Source organism: Vibrio sp. YMD68, assembly GCF_029958905.1.
In the GTDB taxonomy this organism is placed as follows: domain Bacteria; phylum Pseudomonadota; class Gammaproteobacteria; order Enterobacterales; family Vibrionaceae; genus Vibrio.
Genome location: NZ_CP124613.1, coordinates 481713 through 501457 on the forward strand (window position 1 = coordinate 481713; position 19745 = coordinate 501457).

At 44.1% G+C, this 19745-nt stretch carries 17 protein-coding genes; 11 read left to right on the forward strand and 6 right to left on the reverse strand.

Features of this window, described 5'->3' with window-relative positions:
- Positions 1-49: 49 nt before the first annotated feature.
- The 3 genes from QF117_RS02160 to QF117_RS02170 all read left to right on the forward strand — a co-directional run bounded on the left by QF117_RS02160 (position 50) and on the right by QF117_RS02170 (position 4473).
- Complete coding sequence (locus tag QF117_RS02160; RefSeq protein ID WP_282386122.1) at positions 50-1486, forward strand: D-aminoacylase; 1437 nt, start codon at positions 50-52, stop codon at positions 1484-1486.
- A gap of 68 nt (positions 1487-1554) precedes the next feature.
- Complete coding sequence (locus tag QF117_RS02165) at positions 1555-1947, forward strand: RidA family protein (protein ID WP_282385894.1); 393 nt, start codon at positions 1555-1557, stop codon at positions 1945-1947.
- A gap of 138 nt (positions 1948-2085) precedes the next feature.
- Positions 2086-4473, forward strand: a complete 2388-nt coding sequence (locus tag QF117_RS02170) for a family 20 glycosylhydrolase (RefSeq protein WP_282385896.1) — start codon at positions 2086-2088, stop codon at positions 4471-4473.
- 175 nt (positions 4474-4648) lie between these two features.
- Here QF117_RS02170 and QF117_RS02175 read toward each other — a convergent pair whose 3' ends face one another.
- Together QF117_RS02175 and QF117_RS02180 are read right to left on the reverse strand one after the other, a co-directional pair.
- On the reverse strand, positions 4649-6100 hold the full coding sequence (locus QF117_RS02175; protein WP_282385898.1) for a glyceraldehyde-3-phosphate dehydrogenase: 1452 nt from the start codon (positions 6098-6100) through the stop codon (positions 4649-4651).
- Between the two features lie 749 nt (positions 6101-6849).
- Complete coding sequence (locus QF117_RS02180; RefSeq protein ID WP_017036181.1) at positions 6850-7293, reverse strand: cytidine/deoxycytidylate deaminase family protein; 444 nt, start codon at positions 7291-7293, stop codon at positions 6850-6852.
- 929 nt (positions 7294-8222) lie between these two features.
- On the opposite strand from QF117_RS02180, the gene QF117_RS02185 reads away from it, so the two are divergent.
- Positions 8223-9248, forward strand: coding sequence for a lactonase family protein (locus QF117_RS02185; protein WP_282385901.1), 1026 nt, complete (start codon positions 8223-8225; stop codon positions 9246-9248).
- Positions 9249-9318: 70 nt separating this feature from the next.
- Here QF117_RS02185 and fghA read toward each other — a convergent pair whose 3' ends face one another.
- Both fghA and QF117_RS02195 read right to left on the reverse strand, forming a co-directional pair.
- Complete coding sequence (fghA, locus tag QF117_RS02190; protein ID WP_282385902.1) at positions 9319-10164, reverse strand: S-formylglutathione hydrolase; 846 nt, start codon at positions 10162-10164, stop codon at positions 9319-9321.
- Between the two features lie 139 nt (positions 10165-10303).
- Positions 10304-11452, reverse strand: a complete 1149-nt coding sequence (locus QF117_RS02195) for an S-(hydroxymethyl)glutathione dehydrogenase/class III alcohol dehydrogenase (RefSeq protein ID WP_282385903.1) — start codon at positions 11450-11452, stop codon at positions 10304-10306.
- A 214-nt stretch (positions 11453-11666) separates the two neighbouring features.
- Between QF117_RS02195 and QF117_RS02200 the strand changes: the two genes are divergently transcribed.
- A complete protein-coding gene (locus QF117_RS02200) occupies positions 11667-12539 on the forward strand; it encodes a LysR family transcriptional regulator (protein ID WP_282385904.1) in 873 nt (290 codons plus the stop codon).
- Between the two features lie 144 nt (positions 12540-12683).
- Here QF117_RS02200 and QF117_RS02205 read toward each other — a convergent pair whose 3' ends face one another.
- On the reverse strand, positions 12684-13268 hold the full coding sequence (locus tag QF117_RS02205) for a LysE family translocator (protein WP_282385906.1): 585 nt from the start codon (positions 13266-13268) through the stop codon (positions 12684-12686).
- Between the two features lie 115 nt (positions 13269-13383).
- On the opposite strand from QF117_RS02205, the gene QF117_RS02210 reads away from it, so the two are divergent.
- The 5 genes from QF117_RS02210 (at position 13384) to QF117_RS02230 (ending at position 19398) form a co-directional block, all read left to right on the forward strand.
- Entirely contained in the window at positions 13384-13824 is a 441-nt protein-coding gene (locus QF117_RS02210; protein WP_017036188.1) for an Lrp/AsnC family transcriptional regulator, read from the forward strand.
- Positions 13825-13962: 138 nt separating this feature from the next.
- On the forward strand, positions 13963-15933 hold the full coding sequence (locus QF117_RS02215; protein ID WP_282385907.1) for a methyl-accepting chemotaxis protein: 1971 nt from the start codon (positions 13963-13965) through the stop codon (positions 15931-15933).
- Between the two features lie 38 nt (positions 15934-15971).
- Positions 15972-17201, forward strand: a complete 1230-nt coding sequence (locus tag QF117_RS02220) for an ABC transporter substrate-binding protein (protein WP_282385909.1) — start codon at positions 15972-15974, stop codon at positions 17199-17201.
- 417 nt (positions 17202-17618) lie between these two features.
- On the forward strand, positions 17619-18509 hold the full coding sequence (locus QF117_RS02225; RefSeq protein ID WP_282386124.1) for a delta-class carbonic anhydrase: 891 nt from the start codon (positions 17619-17621) through the stop codon (positions 18507-18509).
- Positions 18510-18687: 178 nt separating this feature from the next.
- The gene (locus tag QF117_RS02230) at positions 18688-19398 is read left to right on the forward strand and encodes a glutathione S-transferase (protein ID WP_282385911.1); all 711 of its coding nucleotides are present in this window, start codon (positions 18688-18690) and stop codon (positions 19396-19398) included.
- Here the strand turns inward: QF117_RS02230 and QF117_RS02235 are convergent.
- A complete protein-coding gene (locus QF117_RS02235; protein WP_282386126.1) occupies positions 19374-19532 on the reverse strand; it encodes a DUF3565 domain-containing protein in 159 nt (52 codons plus the stop codon). The two genes, QF117_RS02230 and QF117_RS02235, sit on opposite strands and share 25 nt — an antisense overlap.
- Between QF117_RS02235 and QF117_RS02240 the strand changes: the two genes are divergently transcribed.
- Positions 19500-19646 carry a hypothetical protein gene (locus tag QF117_RS02240; protein ID WP_282386177.1) on the forward strand — a complete coding sequence of 49 codons (147 nt, stop codon included), beginning with the start codon at positions 19500-19502 and terminating at the stop codon, positions 19644-19646. The genes QF117_RS02235 and QF117_RS02240 overlap by 33 nt on opposite strands.
- Positions 19647-19745: the final 99 nt, after the last annotated feature.

A 19745-nucleotide genomic window follows, 5' to 3' on the forward strand; every position in this document is an offset into this window, starting at 1 on the left:
TGAAAATTATAAGATAACCACACTAGATATGAGGAACGATAAATTGGAAATGTTATTCGATACCATCATAAAAAATATAGAGGTGTTCGATGGCTCTGGCGAAGAGGCATTTTTCGCTGATGTTGCAATTCGGGACAACCGTATCGAAAAAATCGGCAAGCTTGATTTAGAAGAGTGCAGTCATGTTATTGAAGGGCATGGCCTCGCACTAGCACCGGGTTTTATTGATGTACATACTCACGATGATACCAATGTCATTCGCTACCCAGAGTGTTTGCCTAAGATAAGCCAAGGTGTAACGACTGTCATTGTTGGCAATTGTGGCATTAGTGCTTCCCCCGCGGTATTGACAACGGCTCCACCTGATCCAATGAACCTATTGGGTGAGCAACAAGATTTTAGATACCCTTCGTTTATGGCTTATGCAGAAGCGGTAGAACAAGCGAAACCAGCAGTAAATGTGGCGGCGTTAGTTGGCCATACGACACTTCGTCATCAAGTAATGGACCGTTTAGACAGAACCGCCACGGACGGTGAAATCGCACAGATGCAGTCGTCGCTAACCAAAGCGATGGAGCAAGGTGCTCTCGGTTTAAGTTCTGGTCTTGCGTATGCCAGTGCAAAACAAGCTACGGCAAATGAAGTCATGCAGCTGTCTGAGGTTCTCGCTGAACATGATGGTATTTATACCACTCACATGCGCACTGAATTTGAAGAAATTATCAGTGCAATGGATGAAGCGTTCGAAACCGGAAAACACGCTCGCGTTCCTGTTGTTATTTCACACCTAAAATGTGCGGGTGCCGGTAACTGGGGGAGAACGGTAGAGGTGATTGATCACCTAGAAACGGCATCCAAACACCAAGACGTGTCGTGCGATTGCTACCCATATTCAGCCAGTTCATCAACACTAGATTTGAAACAGGTTACTGATGAGATTGATATATTCATTACCTGGTCTGAAGCGTTGCCCCAATACGCAGGAAAGATGTTAAAAGACATCGCAACAGAGATGAAACAGCCATTGATGGACGCTGCAAAAGCGTTACAGCCAGCGGGCGCAGTTTATCACTGCATGGATGAGGACGATGTGAAGCGAGTTCTTAAATATAAACGCACAATGGTGGGCTCAGATGGCTTGCCTAATGACCCTCATCCACACCCACGTCTTTGGGGGACTTTCCCGAAAGTGTTAGGCCACTATAGCCGCGATAAAAAGTTGTTTTCCATGTCGGAAGCGATTCATAAAATGACGGGTTTATCGGCGAAGCGATATAACTTAAACCAACGTGGAATTATAAAAGAAGGGGCTTATGCTGATTTGGTGATATTTAACCCAAATACGGTAAAAGACACCGCTACTTTTGAAAACCCTATATCGGCGTCACAAGGTATAGAGTATGTTTTTGTCAATGGTGAGCTGTCATATTATAAAGGGGCAGTGCAGAGTAAACGTTCTGGTGTATTTATATTTAATAATAAATAACCAAATACATATCTAATATTAATTTAACTAAAATAAATCAATTTTATTATTTGAACTGGAGTAAGAAAATGTCAATTAAACGTTATGGTATAGAAGGCGGTACAGGTACTGGTGGTCAACATTTACCATTTGCAAGAGCAACAGAAGCGGCAGGTTTCTTGTACGTATCCGGTCAAACACCAATGACCGATGGCGAAGTCGTTGAAGGTGGTATTATTGAACAGTCACGTCTAGCGATTCAAAACTGTGTCGATATCATGACTGAGTGTGGCTATGAGCTTGAAGATGTCATGCACGTAAAAGTGGTGCTAACAGATTCTCGTTATTTCCAATCATTTAATAAAGTCTTTAAAGAGTTCTTTGGTGCGAACCCTCCTGCACGTATTTGTATGGTGTGTGATTTAGTCGTAGACGTGAAGGTAGAAGTTGACGTGACTTGTTACCGTAAAGATCGTGCTTAATAATAAGTAGTTCCAGTAAATTTATTTTATAGGGAAATATTAATTAGTGGAAAAATACCAATAATTAATATTGAGACTGATGATTTTCCACTGGTTCCTACGTTGGTTGATTCACGGACGGTTATAATGGTACTCGCAATGGCTCCAAATACCGATTTAAATCTGATGCCTTATCCACAAACTGTGGAATTAAAAAAAGGTCAGGTTACAGTAGATAGTGAATTTAAAGTCTTTATTAAAGGCTTTAATTCAGATCGTGTGGCATATACAGCAAAACGTTTTATTGACCGTCTTGAAAGACAAACGGGTGTACCAACACTGAACTGGCAGGCTGAGAATGAAAAAGAAGCCAATTTAGTTATCGACATCAATCGTGCTCCTAAGACTGACGTTCAAAATATAGAGTCTGATGAGTCTTATCGCATCACCACACGTGGCGATCAAATTGTCCTTTCTTCTGAAAGCCCATACGGTGCGATTCGCGGTATCGAGACGATTCTTCAGCTTGTTCAATCCACGTCTACGGGTTACCACATTCCAGCGGTTACCATTGTTGATGAGCCTCGATTCCAGTGGCGTGGTGTTTCCTACGATACCTCTCGTCACTTTATTGAGTTCGACGTCTTGATTCGCCAACTTGATGCGATGGCTTCAGCGAAAATGAACGTGTTCCATTGGCACTTCTGGGATGATCAAGGTATTCGTATCCAAACTGATTCTTGGACACGTTTATGGTCTGAAAGCTCAGATGGTAATTATTACACGAAAGATCAGGTTCGTTACCTAGTAGAATATGCTCGCAACTTAGGTATTCGTGTGATTCCAGAGGTGTCATTACCAGGGCACTCTTCTGCGGTAGCGCATGCTTATCCACATCTAATGTCGGGAGGTGAAGGCCAGTCTTATGAACAAGAGCGCGAGTGGGGGGTATTTGAACCGTTAATGGATCCACTAAACCCTGAGCTGTATGAAATGCTGGGTGACGTCTTTGACGAAGTTGTTGCTCTCTTCCCAGATGAGTACTTCCACATTGGTGGTGATGAGCCAAACTACTCTCAGTGGATCAACAGTGAGAAGCATCAAGCCTTTATCGCTGAGAATAACATTGACGGCGAACGTGGTCTGCAATCTTACCTCAACATCAAAGTTGAGCAGATGCTAGAAGAACGCGGCAAAAAGATGACAGGTTGGGACGAAATCTGGCACAAAGATCTGCCAACATCGATTGTTATTCAAAGCTGGCAGGGACACGATAGTATTGGCCGTGCAGCGAAAGAAGGTTACCAAGGTATTCTATCGACAGGTTACTACCTAGATCAGCCGCAACCAACTAGCTACCACTACCGTAACGATCCTATTCCAAAAGGGATCACCGTCGATGATTCCCTTCATGCTGGTGAGAGTTTTGTTAGCTACCAGTGGGAAAAGCCGCGTACTAAAGGTGGTCTATGTAAGGGACTACTTACTATCATCGAAGCGAAAAATGGCACGCCTCGCGCATTCGTTGATTACAACGGCAAATCACGTGAAGAGGTGTTCATCAAAGAGTACCAGGCGGGCAAGTCTCTAGTCGCTTATTTTGATAACTTCATGTCATATACAGAGTTTAATTTAAACTTAGATCAAAACGGATTTAGCGAAGGTAGTTACCAGCTTATTGGTAATGTTCGTTGGCCAACAACAGCGGAAATCGTTGCAAGCAGCAAAATGGAAGGCAGCGTGATCCCTGAGCCAAATGGCGGCTATCCAGCCGAGCTTACTGAGAAAGAGAAAGAGCTTATTCTTGGTGGCGAAATTACCCTGTGGTTAGAGAACAAAGACACTCATACCGTTGAAGGCTATTTATGGCCACGCAGCTACGCAATCGCTGAGCGCTTATGGTCTGATGCATCTTTGACGGACGAAGAGAGCATGTATCAACGTATGGCTGTAATGGACACATGGTCTGAAGTGTCAGTAGGCTTACGTCATCATGCGAATGCGGATATGCTGCTTAAGCGTCTAGCGAAAGGTCAAAATATCCAATCGTTGCAAGTGTTGGCTAAATACATTGAACCTGCACAATACTACGCACGTAACTGGGAGAAGTGGATTTCGACTGAGAATCACGGTGATCTGTACAACCAACATGAGCGTTTGAATCGCTTTGTGGATGCATTAGTCGTAGAAAGTTACGCAGTGTATGAAATGGAAAGATGGGTTAGCGATTTTGCATCAGGTAACAGCGCTGCGTTAGTTGAATTAGAAACTCACTACCAAAATGTACGTAAAGCTGCAGTGGCTTCTCAGCCAATCTTTGCCGACCATATCGCCTCAGTTGATAGTGTGATCATCGCTGAAAAAGCAGAGTTAGTGGCTGATCTTGGTTTGACTTTGATTGAGAAGGCGAAGAAAGGTGAAACGATCCGCAGTGAAGACGCTCAAGCTTACTTAGCGGTGATCAGTGAGTCTGCAAAAATCTACGATGAAGCGATTGTAGCGATTGTTCGCCCAACGGAAGCGCTAGTGCGTCACCTGACTAAATAGTCACAATTCTAAGTAAAAAAGCCGCTAGAGCTTGAAACGGGTTCTGGCGGCAAATCAACGAGAAGTACAGCTCACAAACTAAGAGTTTAAAACTAGGGTTGTTTTAAACACTAGGTCGTGAGCTTTTTATTATTGTAGTTGTGGAGCTTAATTCGTTGGCTCTCAATAAGCCGTTCTATGCTTCAGGGTAGGTTTTGTAGCGAACACCCATCATCTGTTCCATACAGTGAACTACTTGGCAACTGTAGCCAAATTCGTTGTCATACCAAATGTAAACCACACAGCGATTGTCTTGAGCGATAGTTGCCACTCCATCAACAATCCCAGCATGGCGAGAGCCAACGATATCGCTAGATACCACTTCTGTTGAGTCTGTGTAATCAATCTGTGCAGACAGTGAAGAGGTTAATGCCATTTCACGAAGGTACGTATTGAGCTCTTCTTTTGTCGTGTTCGATTCTAGATTCAAATTGGCAATGGCCATTGAAACATTCGGTGTTGGAACACGAATGGCGTTACCGGTTAATTTACCCGTCAGCTCTGGCAATGCCTTCGATACCGCTTTAGCAGCGCCGGTCGAGGTTAGCACCATATTCAATGACGCACTGCGACCACGACGATCACCAGAATGGAAGTTATCAATCAGGTTTTGATCATTAGTAAATGAGTGCACCGTTTCAATATGCCCAGACTGGATACCGAATTTGTCGTTAATCGCTTTCAAGGCTGGTGTGATTGCATTGGTGGTGCAGCTGGCTGCCGAGATAATGGTGTCTTCTGGCTGAATAACGTCTTCGTTCACACCAAATACAACGTTTTTAATGTCGCCTTTTCCTGGTGCGGTAAGCAGAACTTTTTCAGCGCCATCGCAACCTAAGTGTTGGCCTAGTCCTTCGCTGTCTCTCCATACACCCGTATTATCAACCACTAAGGCGTTGTTGATTCCGTAATGGTTGTAGTTAATTTCTTCAGGCTTATTGGCATAGATAATTTGGATGTAGTTACCATTGGCAATGATGGCTTTACGCTCTTCGTCAACCACAATACTGCCGTTAAATTGACCATGAACAGAGTCACGTCGTAACAGGCTGGCCCGTTTTTCTAAATCGCCTTTTTTGCCACCGCGCACAACAATTGCTCGCAAGCGCAACGGGTAACCTGGGCCACTTTTTTCAACCAATAAACGCGTCAATAGTCGGCCAATTCGGCCAAAGCCGTAAAGAACAACATCACGCGGCTCTGTGATGGTCTTTCCATCCATGGCTTTTAAAAGTGCAGTGTGCAGAAAATCATTCAATGCATGGGTGTCGTCATGACTGCGCCAGTATTGCTGGGCAAGTTGTCCAACATCGATTCTGCATGGGGAAAGCGGAATTTTAGTTAAACATTGAATGATAGGAGAAGTTTGTTCTAGGGTCAGTGGTTGGTCTGTAAAGTGACGAGAGAGTCGGTGTGCCTTAATAATATCGATAGTGTCTGCATTGACGAGGGTTTTACCAAAGAGGATAACTTCTACCCCTTTTTCTCGATACAGCTGGCCTAATAGGGGTGAAGTAGATTCTGCAATCGTTTGGCTGGTTTGCCAATCGCGAAGGTGCTTCTCAGGACTCTGTTTTTCTGAAGACATGGTAGTGGGGGACCTTTTCGTTATTTGAGCTTATGTTATTGGAACGTGTTCTATACGGCACTCACCCAACTATTCGCATTGAATCGCATTGAAGAATGACATTTCAGAATCCTAGCTAAGTTGAGGACCCCTGCGGAGAAAGGTAAATAGCCGATGTTTTATCTTTGTAATTATTATGGGGCAGGATTGTAAATGGTGAAGTGTTATTCTGCTAGGAAAAATAACCGCGACATTTAACACTGCATATTGATTGTAAATAGGCGAATTGTGTTAGTGTATCGCGGCCAAATGCCAATTGACTTTTTTAAAAATACAGACTTAATTCGAGACGATATGGTTTTATGGAACATTATTTATTTTCCATTTTCATTGCGCTCATTAATTATGTGTTGGGTGTACGCTTAACAACATAAACAGTAAACGATAGGCTGACAAAAAGTGGTGGAGTAACCCTATTCTATAGTGGAATCCTCTTTACGCTGTGGATTGAGCCGATTTATTTCATCGTTACCAACGAAAAAGGTTTTTTAGATGCATGTCGTGAGTGAAGAAGGCGCTGAAAAATAAAGCTGAAATAATAGGTGAAGTTAGAAGTTAGAAGTTAGAAGTTAGAAGTTAGAGGTAAAAGGTAAGATAAGCGCTAAGTGACGCCAAAGGTGCTTAAGAATGGGTCAGACTATCTAGGATAACACCGTCTAGATAGTCTACTTGTGTTGACAGACCGAGCGTTTACCGCCCCCGTCAGCCGTCTATTTTAGGCTATCCAATGGCAGCCAATCGACGGTAACACCCGCTTGAGAAAACATATCTTGGCTAATCTTGATCTTTTCCCCCCAACGTGACAAAAAATCCTCAGTTTGTTCTGGGCAATGGACCGTTGAAATACCCGTTTGGATAATTTTAGCGGCGCAGTTTGGGCAAGGAAAGTGGGTGACCCAAACTTCGCATCCATCAAGATCTCTCTTGGCAAACAAAATCGCATTCTCTTCGGCATGCAATGTTTTTAAGTACTTCATATCACGGTCATCAGTATCAGCGCTGTCTGAAATCCCATGGGGATAACCGTTAAAACCGACGGAGACGATACGATTATTTTTTGTAATCACTGCGCCTACTTGAGTCGATGGATCTTTACTCCAAGAGCCGACGAGTTCAGCCATTTGAAAAAATCGTTGTGACCATTTAGAGATCATTTGAGCTCCTTATTTGATAAGCGAAGGGGAGAAGAATGGGTTGAATATACCATCATTATATCCCCTAACGCTTTCTGATGGTTGAGTATTTAACATGATTATTGGGTTAATCGATGCTAAAAGGTGATCAAGAGAGCATCGCAGCTCACATCACCTGAGCAAGATGTTGCTAAAACGGCTCCTTAGCGTGTGAGAGATCTCTTACATCAATGTGAGAGTATGGAATCAAATCGTGCCGATAAAAGAACGAACCCCTAAGTAAGTGACTGTTTAATAGTGGTTTGTACTATTTTTGTTCATTTTTATCTAGCAGTAATGATTTGCTGATAATTGTCCAAGATGGATAAGCATCGTAGTATTTGTGCTGTCAGCAGGAAGCAGACACGGAACAGGAAAGACCCAAGGAAAGGTCATCTTCAGGAAGAAGATATGGTTATTAAGGAAGAATAATCAGCAAGGATTGCAAAGGACATTAGCCGGATGCTAGTAGCAAGGATTGTTACCAACTATGTTAATGGACGCTTAAAGGATTAAGATAAATCTTTGTCAGGATGATGAAGTTAGGACACTACTCACGGAAGGGTGATGTAAGTTAGCCAGGATCGCTAACGGGCAGGATGGCCAAGGACACCGCTAGGATGGCGATGATAAGGAAAGCGCTGAAGGAATCAGCCTACGATCAAGGATTCGATGCAGGGAGCATCTATCAGTAGCAGGATTGCTGCGAGTAAGAACAGAAAACCCACTGAGCGAAAGCTGAGTGGGTTTTTTCTTATCTCATAAACGGTTCTTATCTCGTAAACTATTCTTATTTCACAAACTATTCTTATTTCACAAACAATTGAAGCTAGCTCACCCTATCCATTTGAAGATGTATAGTAGACTGTCGTAACAGGCTCTTTCTGACTCAATACTGATTAAGGGAATAAATGGATTTCATCATCGGATGCTACAGTGATGGCTTACAGGCCAATGAGGGAATGCTTCTTGTCGAGTTAAACCGATCTTCCGGTCAAATGGCGCACAAGCAAGTGATGCTTCAAACGAAAAACCCCTCATATGCTCTGGCTACCTCGAAGGCGGTGTACACCGTCAATGAGGTGGAAAAAGAGAGCCCTCCTAAATTACACATGTCAACTAGCGCATCGCAGCATACTGTTGATTTGGTAGGGGATTCGCCGTGTCATTTAGCGGTAGATAAAGATCAGCAGTTCATCGCCATTGCCCATTACGGCACTGGCAACGTCAATATCGTCACTTTGGACAGCCAAGGCCTCCCCACCGATATGATTGCGGATCTGTTTGTCGATGGGAAAGGGGCGAACCCCGACAGACAAACCTCACCCCATGCGCATCAGGTAACCTTTTTATCTACTCGTGACCAATTAGCCGTGGTTGACTTGGGGGCGGACGTCATTCATTTTTACCCCTATGATCGCAAGAGCCTGACTTTTGAGAACACACCGGTGCAAAGTGTGTTGATGCCCGCTGGCAGTGGGCCAAGGCATTTAGTCTTCGATAAAACCGAAGAAACAGCGTATGTGGTGTGTGAATTGTCTGAAACGCTCGTGACGCTCAAAGACATTGATGATGAATGGGTTGTTGTTGATGAAACGGATTTACTGCCGAATCAAGAGAAAGGAGAGGCAGCCTCTGCCATCAAACTGTCCCCCGATGAGCATTTTCTGTATGTCTCTTGTCGCCATCAAAATCAAATTTCAATATTTTCAGTCGATGGCGCACTGCCAAAATGGTGTAATTCCGTTGAAACCGAAGGCGATTTTCCACGCGACTTCGCCATGAGTCCTGACGGCCAGTGGTGTATGGTGGCCAATCAGCGTTCCAATTCATTGGTGAGTTTTAAACGAGATATAGACACTGGCGATCTGGTGTACAGCGGTCACACGTTGAAAACAACGGTCCCTGTTTGTGTTGTACCCATGTTGGCAGAGTAGAGACCAAGATTTGGATCCAAAAAAGAGAGCGAATGGTCGCTCTCTTTTGGTTTTTGCTATTCATGTTCTATCAATTAGTATTGATCAAATACTTGGCATGAAATGACAGATGTTCATCAATGAAGCTAGAGATAAAGAAATAGCTGTGGTCATAGCCCGCATGCATTCGCAAATCTAAAGGCGAGTCGTGTTGCTTTGCTGCTTCGACGAGTTCTTGTGGTTTTAGCTGTTCAGCCAAGAAATTATCCGCCTCACCTTGATCGACCAAAATCGGCAGACTCGATGCTGACTCTCGTAATAATTCACACGCATCGTACTGTTTCCAATCGTCTTTATTCGATCCCAAATACGCGTTAAATGCCTTTTGTCCCCAAGGGCAAGACATCGGATGGCCTATAGGGCTGAATGCGGAAATAGATTGGTATTTCTGCGGGTTTTTAATCCCAATGGTCAATGCACCGTGCCCACCCATGCTGTGCCCTGAGATGGATTTAACACTCGTCACTGGAAAGAAAGTTTCGATGAGGCCTGGCAGCTCTTGAGTCACATAATCATACATATGGTAATGACGAGACCAAGGTTCTTCTGTGGCATTGAGGTAGAATCCTGCCCCTTGCCCCAGATCGTAGCTGTCATCATCAGCCACATCACTTCCTCTTGGGCTCGTATCTGGTGCGACGATCGCAATGCCAAGCTCTGCGGCTTTCTTAAACGCCCCAGCTTTTTGCATAAAGTTTTCGTCAGTACATGTTAGCCCTGATAACCAATAAAGAACGGGAACTGGCGAGGTTTTGGTGGCATTCGGCGGGAGAAAAATAGCAAAGCGCATTGAACAATTCAGAGTCGTTGAGTGATGAGTGAATTGCTTGTGCCAACCACCTGAAACTTTGACTTGGCTGATGTTTTCGATAGTCATAAGGGTTCCAAAAATCAAAAGGTACAAATAATTAAAAGGTACGAATAATCAAAAGGTAATAAGTGAAACGCCTCTAGTGACAAAGGCGCTTATTCCGTAACGTATTCATTCAGCAACTTGGCTTATCGATGGACTGAGTCTATCTATCCATGTGTAAAACGGTACGGATAGACTCGCCTTTATGCATAAGGTCAAAGGCATCGTTGACGTCTTGAAGGCCCATGGTATGGGTGATGAACTCTTGCAATCCAAATTCGCCGGCCATGTAACGGTTAACGATTTCTGGCAGTTCCGAGCGGCCTTTAACCCCCCCAAATGCAGAACCTCTCCATACCCGACCTGTGACGAGTTGGAATGGGCGAGTTGCGATTTCCTGACCCGCACCCGCCACACCAATGATAACGGATTCGCCCCAGCCTTTATGACAACACTCAAGCGCTTGGCGCATAACGCTAACGTTACCAATACACTCAAACGAATATTCCACGCCACCGTCTGTCATTTCAACAATGACATCTTGAATCGGTCTGTCAAAGTTTTGTGGATTGATGCAATGAGTTGCCCCCAGTTGCTTGGCTAATTCAAACTTGCTCTCGTTAATGTCGACACCGATGATGATGTTTGCACCCGCCATACGCGCACCAATGATGGCCGATAGGCCGATGCCACCTAACCCAAATATGGCTACGTTGTCGCCTTTTTCTACTTTCGCTGTATTGAATACCGCACCCATGCCCGTTGTAACGCCACAACCTAATAGGCAGACTTCTTCAAGAGGCGCTGCTTTGGATACTTTAGCCAAAGAAATCTCAGGTAATACGGTAAATTCAGAAAATGTAGAGCAGCCCATATAGTGATAAATAGTTTCACCATTAATAGAGAAGCGACTGGTACCATCAGGCATTAACCCTTTACCCTGGGTCTCACGGACAGCTTGGCAAAGGTTTGTTTTACCCGATTTACAGAACTTACATTCACCACACTCAGCGGTGTAAAGAGGGATCACGTGGTCGCCAATTTCGACACTGGTGACACCTTCTCCCACCATTTCTACAATGCCACCACCTTCATGGCCAAGGATTGATGGGAAAATCCCTTCAGGGTCATCACCTGACAATGTAAATGCATCCGTGTGGCAAACACCTGTAGCGACGATGCGAACCAAGACTTCCCCAGCTTTTGGCAGCTGAACATCGACTTCTTCCATTTTAAGGGGTTCGCCCGCCGCCCATGCGACTGCGGCTTTAGATTTAATAGAGGTTTGACCGGGTTTGATTTCAATCGCCATTGGATAGTCCTATCTGGTTTAGTCAGCGGAAGCACTGCCATATCTTGTATAAGATTAGATGAGAGTGTCGATCTCCGCTGTCTTGTTTTTGTTTTATCTTATTTGCTGTGAACCAGTATATGTATTTCATTTAAGATGATAATACGGTAAAAATAGAAAACATTTTTACGTATTTGCAATAATGAAAGTGTTACCAATCTAATTGAGGAATCGCATGGCAAGCTGGGAAGGCGTGAGTGAATTTGTTGCTGTGGCCGAAACAAACAGTTTTACTCGGGCGGCGAAAAAAATGAATACCTCGGTGGCTCAAATTAGCCGAAGAGTGTCATCGCTTGAAGAACGATTAGCGGTAAAACTGCTTCATAGAACGACTCGGAAGGTGACACTTTCTGAGGCTGGCCAGATCTATTTTGAGCAGTGTAAACTTTTAGTTGAAGGGTTAGAGTTGGCCGAAATCGAGGTCACTCAAATGCAACGATCCCCCAAAGGTCTATTAAAAGTGACCGCCCCCGTCACTTATGGAGAAACGCATCTAGCGCCTTTACTGCATCAATTTTTGGCGCAATATCCACAAGTGGATTTAGAATTTCAGCTTACAAACCAGAAGCTCGATCTCTTAGAGATGGGTGTAGATGTCGCAATAAGATTGGGGCGGCTAGAAGATTCGAGTTTGATTGCTAAGCGTCTTTCTCAGCGTCAGTTGTATGTTTGTGCGAGCCCGACTTACCTTGAACATTGGGGAGAGCCACACACATTATCAGAGCTTAATCACCATAACTGCTTGGTTGGCTCTCAAGGGCACTGGCGTTTCAAAGAGGGTGGCAAAGAAAAGTCGTTACGAGTGTCGGGTCGCATTAAGTGTAACAGTGGATTATCGCTACTGGATGCCGCTAAACGTCATTTAGGTATGGTACAGCTGCCGGATTACTATGTTAATGAAGTGCTAAAAAGCGGCGAGTTGGTGGAAGTCTTGAGTGATTACCGAGACGACAACGAGGGGATCTGGGCCGTGTACCCTCCTAATCGAAACTTATCGCCAAAAGTACGCTTACTGATTGATTTTCTTTATGACCACTTAGCCAAGTAATAGTGAGTGATTCGTGATTATCCCAATCACGACCATCTAGTACCATGAATCGAAATCTAGATGGCCTTATTGATTATTACTGCGATTTCACATACGCATTGATTTAAAAGAAAGCATTGGTGTGACTTAACGCACGGGCTTTAATTACAGCATCGGCACCGTTGAAATGAGAAGCAGCAACGCCATTGAAAGGTTAAAACTGCGAATACGAACTGGCGTGATAAGCCAATGTTGAAGCTTTTGACCTGCGATGGTCCAAAAGCTCACCGAAGGAATGTTGGCAAGGGTAAACGCTGTGGCAATTATACCCAGTTCAAACCAAGCGCCACCGCTGCTGAATAATGTGACTGCGCTCAACGCCATTGACCATCCTTTTGGATTTACCCACTGAAAGCTCGCTGCTGCGATAAAAGAGAGCGGCTTAAAATCATCGACTTCTTTTGCTCGTCCGCTCATCGCAATTTTTGCCGCGAGATAAATAAGGTACGCCAAACTCACATACTTTAATATCTGATGACTGATTGGGTAGGCTGTAAATACGCCCATTAATCCCACACCCACTAAGATCACCATAAAGGCAAAACCAAGGGAAACGCCAAGCATGTGCGGTATCGTTCGCGCAAAGCCTACATTCGCACCCGATGTCATCAACATGATGTTGTTCGGTCCTGGTGTAAACGTGGATACGAAGGCGAAAAGTAGCAGTGCTCCCAGTTGTTCTAATTCCATTGAAGTCCCTCATTGCGGTTCATCGTTATTCTCTTAAAACAATGTTAAGTAGAATTAAGCGCAATTTTGTGTTTTTATTGACGCATATAAAATTAATTAAGCAATAAAATACGGTATGGACAAGTTTGACGAAAGAATATTGCAAGCGCTTAAAGTGGATGGCCGAATCTCTAATGTAGAGCTTTCGGATAGAGTCGGGTTATCGCCCTCAGCAACCCTGCGTCGCGTTCAGGAATTAGAGCGCACAGAAGTCATCAAAGGTTATCGAGCGATTCTCAACAGCGAACCGCTTGGTATTGGGTTTATTGCTTACGTGTCCATTGGATTAGCCAGCCATAGCAAGAAGGCACAACTAGAATTTGAAGAGCATGTTCGTTTTGTTGATGAGGTCGTAGAATGCCATAACATTACAGGTGCTAATGAGTACTTACTTCGCATTGAGACGAGCTCTCTAGCGAGTTATAAGCTAATTCATTCCGATGTTCTGGGTGAATGTGAACATGTAAAATCCATCACGACCATGGTGGTGATGGGATCCCCTAAAGATGAGCGTTAGTAGAGCCTGTGACATAAAAAACCGATAATTCGAGTCAGAAATCGATCCAGAGAGGCACAAAGACAACGAAACAATAATTGTGATCAAGGTGAAAACTTCGTCTACATTTATTGATAGTGTTCATTTCTGGTAGAAATTATGAAGCTAAGTATTGTCCAAAGAACCATTGGTGGGTATTTCATCATGTTTCTGTTGCTCGCTCTGCTCGGAGGGATCAGCTACTACAAATTAACCACCGTAGACTCTCATGTTCGACAGGTCACCCAAAAAGCCACGCCACTTTTAGTCGAAACCTCTAAATTGCAAACGGCGGTTTTAAAAAGTCAGCGGAGCTTGCTTGAGTACATCACTTATACCGAGATCGAATCTCTTCCTCCCATTCAACAAGAATTCAATGAGCAAAGAGAGGTGTTTTTTGCCATTTTGGAGCGAATACGCTCAACCACGTCTCAAACCGATAAAGCCAGTGTGATCACACAAACCGCTGAAGGGTATTTTTCAGTGGCGGATCAAGTCATGAGCCAGCACACGGAGTCTATAGAGCTTAATCAACAGCTTAATAGTGCAAGACAAGTTTTTGTTAAATTTGAAGATTCTTTTCAAAAAGTCACCTTACTGTTGCTAGATAAAGTCAGCAAAAGTCGTTCTCAGAGTAATAAAGTCGATCGATTAACCAGTGGAATACAGCGAGATCTCAGAACACTACGTGCAGCCAACCCCGATATGGATCTGACTAAGTTAGTGGAAACATTTACCAGTAATGTCAGCCGAGCCAAAGAAGGCATTGGCAGCATAAAAGTCAGTGCGGGAGTCATTGCTCGATTCGAGAAAACGTTGGCGAAACTAGAAGAAGCTGGAGTATCAGAAAAAGGCATGCTGCCACTGATGATTCGTCAGCGCCAACTGCAAAGCGAGATTCGAGGCTTGATTGAGCAAGCTCAGCAGAGTACGCGTGCTATGGAAGCGGAGGTTGAACAGCTTTCAGACATGGCATTGGTCGAAGTCGATTCGGCCAGTTCAGTCACGGCTAAGTCTGTGGAATCTGCGGAAGTTATGATCATCGTTATGACGCTCGCCTCAGCATTTGTTGCAGCAATCATTGGTTATCTAACATCCAGATCGATACATAAACCTCTCTCCTTGATCAATCGGGTATTACGCAAGATGACACAAGGGGACATGACTCACCATGTGAACTACCAATCAAGTTGTGAATTCGGTGAACTCTCCAATTCCATCGACCAGCTTGTTTCTGAAATGAAAAACTTACTTTCTCAAATCAACTCGGGCTCTGACAGCTTAGCCGAAGAAGCTCAGAATGCATCACAAATTAGCGATGCCACCATGTCCCGGGTGTCGACGCAGAAACAGCAAATCGATTTAGTGGCAGCCGCTATCTCAGAGATGGAAGTGAGCGTGTCGGAAGTGTTCCGTTCTACCGAGCAATCCCAAGAAGAAGTTAAGAAAGCCAATACCAGCACGCAAGAGAGCAGAGGGCAGGTTGCCAGCAGTTTAGTGCTGGTTGAAGAGCTGCTTCACTCCATCAATACCGCCGTGGATATTACTCACAAGTTAGATGAGTTTAGTAATAACATTGGCAGCATTCTTGATGTGATTCGAGGCATTGCTGAGCAAACTAACTTGCTTGCTTTGAATGCGGCGATAGAAGCGGCGAGAGCCGGAGAGCATGGACGCGGCTTTGCTGTCGTAGCCGATGAAGTCAGAACTTTAGCCACAAGAACCCAGCAATCAACCGTTGAAATCCAGAGGATGATAGAAAGTCTGCAAGAGAGCTCTCAACAAGTGGTGGAGGTTATGAATGAGAGTCAGGACAAAACCAAAGAATGTGTTGAACAAAGTCGAATTACCGATGAAACCTTGAAGTCGGTGGCAGAGCGTATGGAATCCATCAATGATATGAGCATGCAAGTGGCTCATGCATCTGAAGAGCAAATAGTGGTCAGCCGCGATATTGCAAAAACCATCAACGAAATATCGGAAGTGGCGATTGAGACCGAAACAGAAGCGAGAGGCGCATCGTCTGTAAGTGACGTGTTAGCGCAGCTAGCGCAGCAGCAGCGGACACTGGTTAATAAGTTCAAGTTGTAGCCGTGTGGACGTATAAAAATAAAAAGGAAGGGAGTGTTATGAAATATTTTGGCAAGCTATGTCTGTTATTTGCGGTTTGTTTTTCCGCAGTAGTACAAAGTGGAACACTGGTTATCGAGAGTTGGCGTGAAGATGGGGAAATTTGGAACAACAAAATTATTCCCGCCTTTAATGCCGTCCATCCCAATATTAAAGTCGAATATAAGCATACTGTAGCGACCGAGTATAACGATCAATTGAATGGAAGGCTTGCAGGGGGTAATGCCGGCGATATTATTACGTGTCGTCCGTTTGATGATTCACTTAAGTTATTTAATGATGGTCATCTGGTGGATTTAACCGACGTTGACGGCATGGAAAACTTCCCCTCTTTTGCACAGTCTGCATGGCAAACCGATGATGGAGCCGTGACTTTTTGTTTACCGTTGGCGTCTGTTATTCACGGCTTCTTCTACAACAAAACCATCTTCTCTGAGTTAGGCCTTAAAGAACCTCAAACCGTAGAAGAATTTTTCATGGGCTTAGATAAAGTCAAAGCCAGTGGTAAGTATGTTCCGATTGCCATGGGGACAAAAGACAAATGGGAAGCGGCAACAATGGGCTTTCAAAATATTGGACCTAACTACTGGAATGGTGAAGATGGCCGTTTTGGTTTGATATCTGGCGAAGGGAAATTGAATGACCCTGAATATCAAGCCGTGTTTGAGCAGTTAGGCCGTTGGGGTGCTTACATGGGAGATGGATATCAAGATCGTGGTTATACCGATGCAATAGATATGTTTGCTTCTGGTAAAGCGGCGGTTTATCCAGCCGGTTCATGGGATATTTCTGCTTTTAACAGCAAAATCGATTTAGGGGTGTTTAGACCACCGGTTAAGAACTCAGGCGATGATTGCTTTATCAGTGACCATACTGATATCGGTATTGGGATCAACGCCAACAGTAAAAACTTAGCGGAAGCACAGACCTTTATAGACTGGATGTCCAGTGAAGAATTCGCCGGCCTCTTTACCAACGCGTTGCCTGGCTTCTTCTCACTATCGAATCACTTTATTGACGTTGCTGATCCAACAGCAAAAACTATGATCGCTTGGCGTGATACCTGTGACTCGACCATTCGGAACTCTTATCAGATCTTAAACCGTGGCGAACCGAGTTTAGAGTTGGAAATTTGGGAAACCAGTGTTGGCGTGATTAATGGTTCAATGATGGCTACTGATGCAGCCAACCGTTTACAACAGGGGCTGCAAGGTTGGTATAAACCTTAGCGTTAGCGTGAAACTATAGCGTTAGCGTGAAAATTATAGCGTTAGTGTAAAAATTATAACATTAGCGTGAAAACTTTAGCGTTAACCTTAAAACTTCAGCTTAAGCGTTAAAACGCTAGCCTTAAAAACGTTAGCCCTAAAAACAGTGACAGAACGCTCCAAACGTTTGAAAAGCGATCATTATGATCGCTTTTTTTTTGTACTTTATTTGGGTAGAGGATCTCTTTTTAACCATTGGGGCGATGAGAGCTGACATTGTGATGAATGGGTTTGATTAAGTTAGGTGGCGGCTTTGTGTTGACGAGATGTTGACGAGTGTTCGAAGAGATCTCTGGATACCCGCCACGAAAACAAACACGATAGTCATCAAAGGTTAGTTTATCAAACAATGTACGGAGCCATGCTATGAGTGATTGGATAAAATCGGCAGCAGTCGTGATTGCTGTTTCTTCTTCGTTAGTGAATGCGCAAAATGGTCAGTACACATCGGATGATTCCGTTATGAACGGTGTCATTACTGAGCAGCGTGCAATGCTTTCAAAGAATACCCAAGGAAAAGGGTTTGGGCCGCAGTCTCCACGCGACCTTGACCAGAAAGAAGGGAGGAATCAAATAACATTTTCTGCTGCTCCTCCTGCGACTGAAATGAATCTATGTAATATCCATTTTCACAAAAATGCCGAACACAAAGGGGGAGAGTTTACTCAATACGCCGGAAATGGCGATGGTCAGGGTTACCTTAGCGGTTATCGATATTCAGGTACGCTGGCACCATCGGAGCGAAAGCCTGTAAAAGGTGAGGTTTGCCCTAGTTATCCTACTGGGCATACTAAGAATAGTCAGCACAGTGGGTATAGTGGGCTAAGTGTTGGTGATACAATCGAAGTTCACTATGTGTATTCAACAGCTCAGGTGCAACCGGGAGCAACGTTAGGGGCATGTTTCAATGATGCGATTGGTAACCCGCAGCTTCGTGTTGAAACTCAAGTCTATGTGCTGGTCAACGATAACAACGCTGGCAATTTTATTGAATTGGCGAGTGTCCAAGAACAGAATGGCAAGTACCAATCTGTGAATATTCCGAGTGATACCGGAACACCTATTCAGTACGCCGGTTCGACAACGGGGCCTAACTTCAACGAAAAAGCGTCTCCATTTCAAGTCACATGGAGTGTACGCCCTAAAGTGGCCAAAGTGGATATTAATAGTGTAGGTCGTTGGTGTGAAAACAATGTCTTTGATGAAGACCATGCTCATGGTGTGCGAAATTTAGTCGTGAATCCTGATCTGTTGTCTCCCATGAATTAGCCATTGCCTCAATAGTGTGATCTAATTCCACTCGTTCAGATAGCGTTTCATCGATATATTTAGCGCATTATATTTAACGCACTGCATTTAACGCATTGTATTTAACCCATTGCACTTAAAGTAAGCGTTATCGCGAAATTGTTATAACTAAATGGAAATGGAAAGACTAAGTGAAACCATGAGCAGTCAATTAATTCAAGGCAGTAACAGCAATTCAAGCGTTCAAGCCCCGATACTCTATTCTTTGCAGCACTGTCCATACGCGATGCGGGCACGTATCGCCTTGTTTAAATCTCAGAAAACCGTACTAATTAGGGCCGTTAAACTGAACAACAAGCCTAAGGAAATGCTGGTCGCTTCCCCAAAAGGGAGTGTGCCAGTTTTGGTTGTTAGCGACCGTATTATTCTAGAAGAGAGTTTGGAAGTGATGCTATGGGCTTTGGCTGAAAATGATCCCGATGATCTTCTTCACCATAAGCAAGAGGCGGCATTGACTCGCATGCATGCATTAATCAGTCTTTTTGAGTCTGAGTTTGTTCCTGCGTTGGAGGCGTATAGCTGTGCTAAGCGATACCATGAAGACAATCTAGGAGAGTGCCGCCGTCGCTGTGAAGTGGTACTGCAGTCGTTAGAGGATAGACTGACGGAGCATACCTACCTGTTTTCTGACCGAGAAAGCTTGTTAGATATTGCCGTGATGCCTTTTATTCGTAAGTTTGCTCGAATTGAAAGGCAGTGGTACTTGCAGAGCCCATACCCTAAACTTCGCGATTGGCTTAATGGGTATTTACAAAGTGCTATGTTTGCTAAGGTGATGGCAAAACACGAACTGTGGCTAGAGAATCGACAGGATATTTACTTTGGCTACTCCAAAAGCAAAAAATCTTGAGGGGATCCTGTATCGCATTTTTTGCACTCTAACAAGTAACCCAGCATTGACTGTCTACCCTCTTGAGAGACAACCCACGGTCGGCAGATAAAGGGAGGATTGTGTCTGACATGCTGGAAATGGCCGCATTCCAACTGAGCAACCCAGTCGTCGTTTTCGTCTTTGTGGTAACCCGTGATGGCTTGTTTCATTTTGTCATTATTGTGTGGTTTGCAGAGAGTGCCAGTTGCAGAACACTGGCACGTTAGAAAGCACTATGTTTAATTGCGGTTATTTTCTACGGTTTTTGGCTATGCTGCTTTTGGCTATGCTGCATGGCCTAAAGCCTAAAGCCTAAAGCCTAAAGC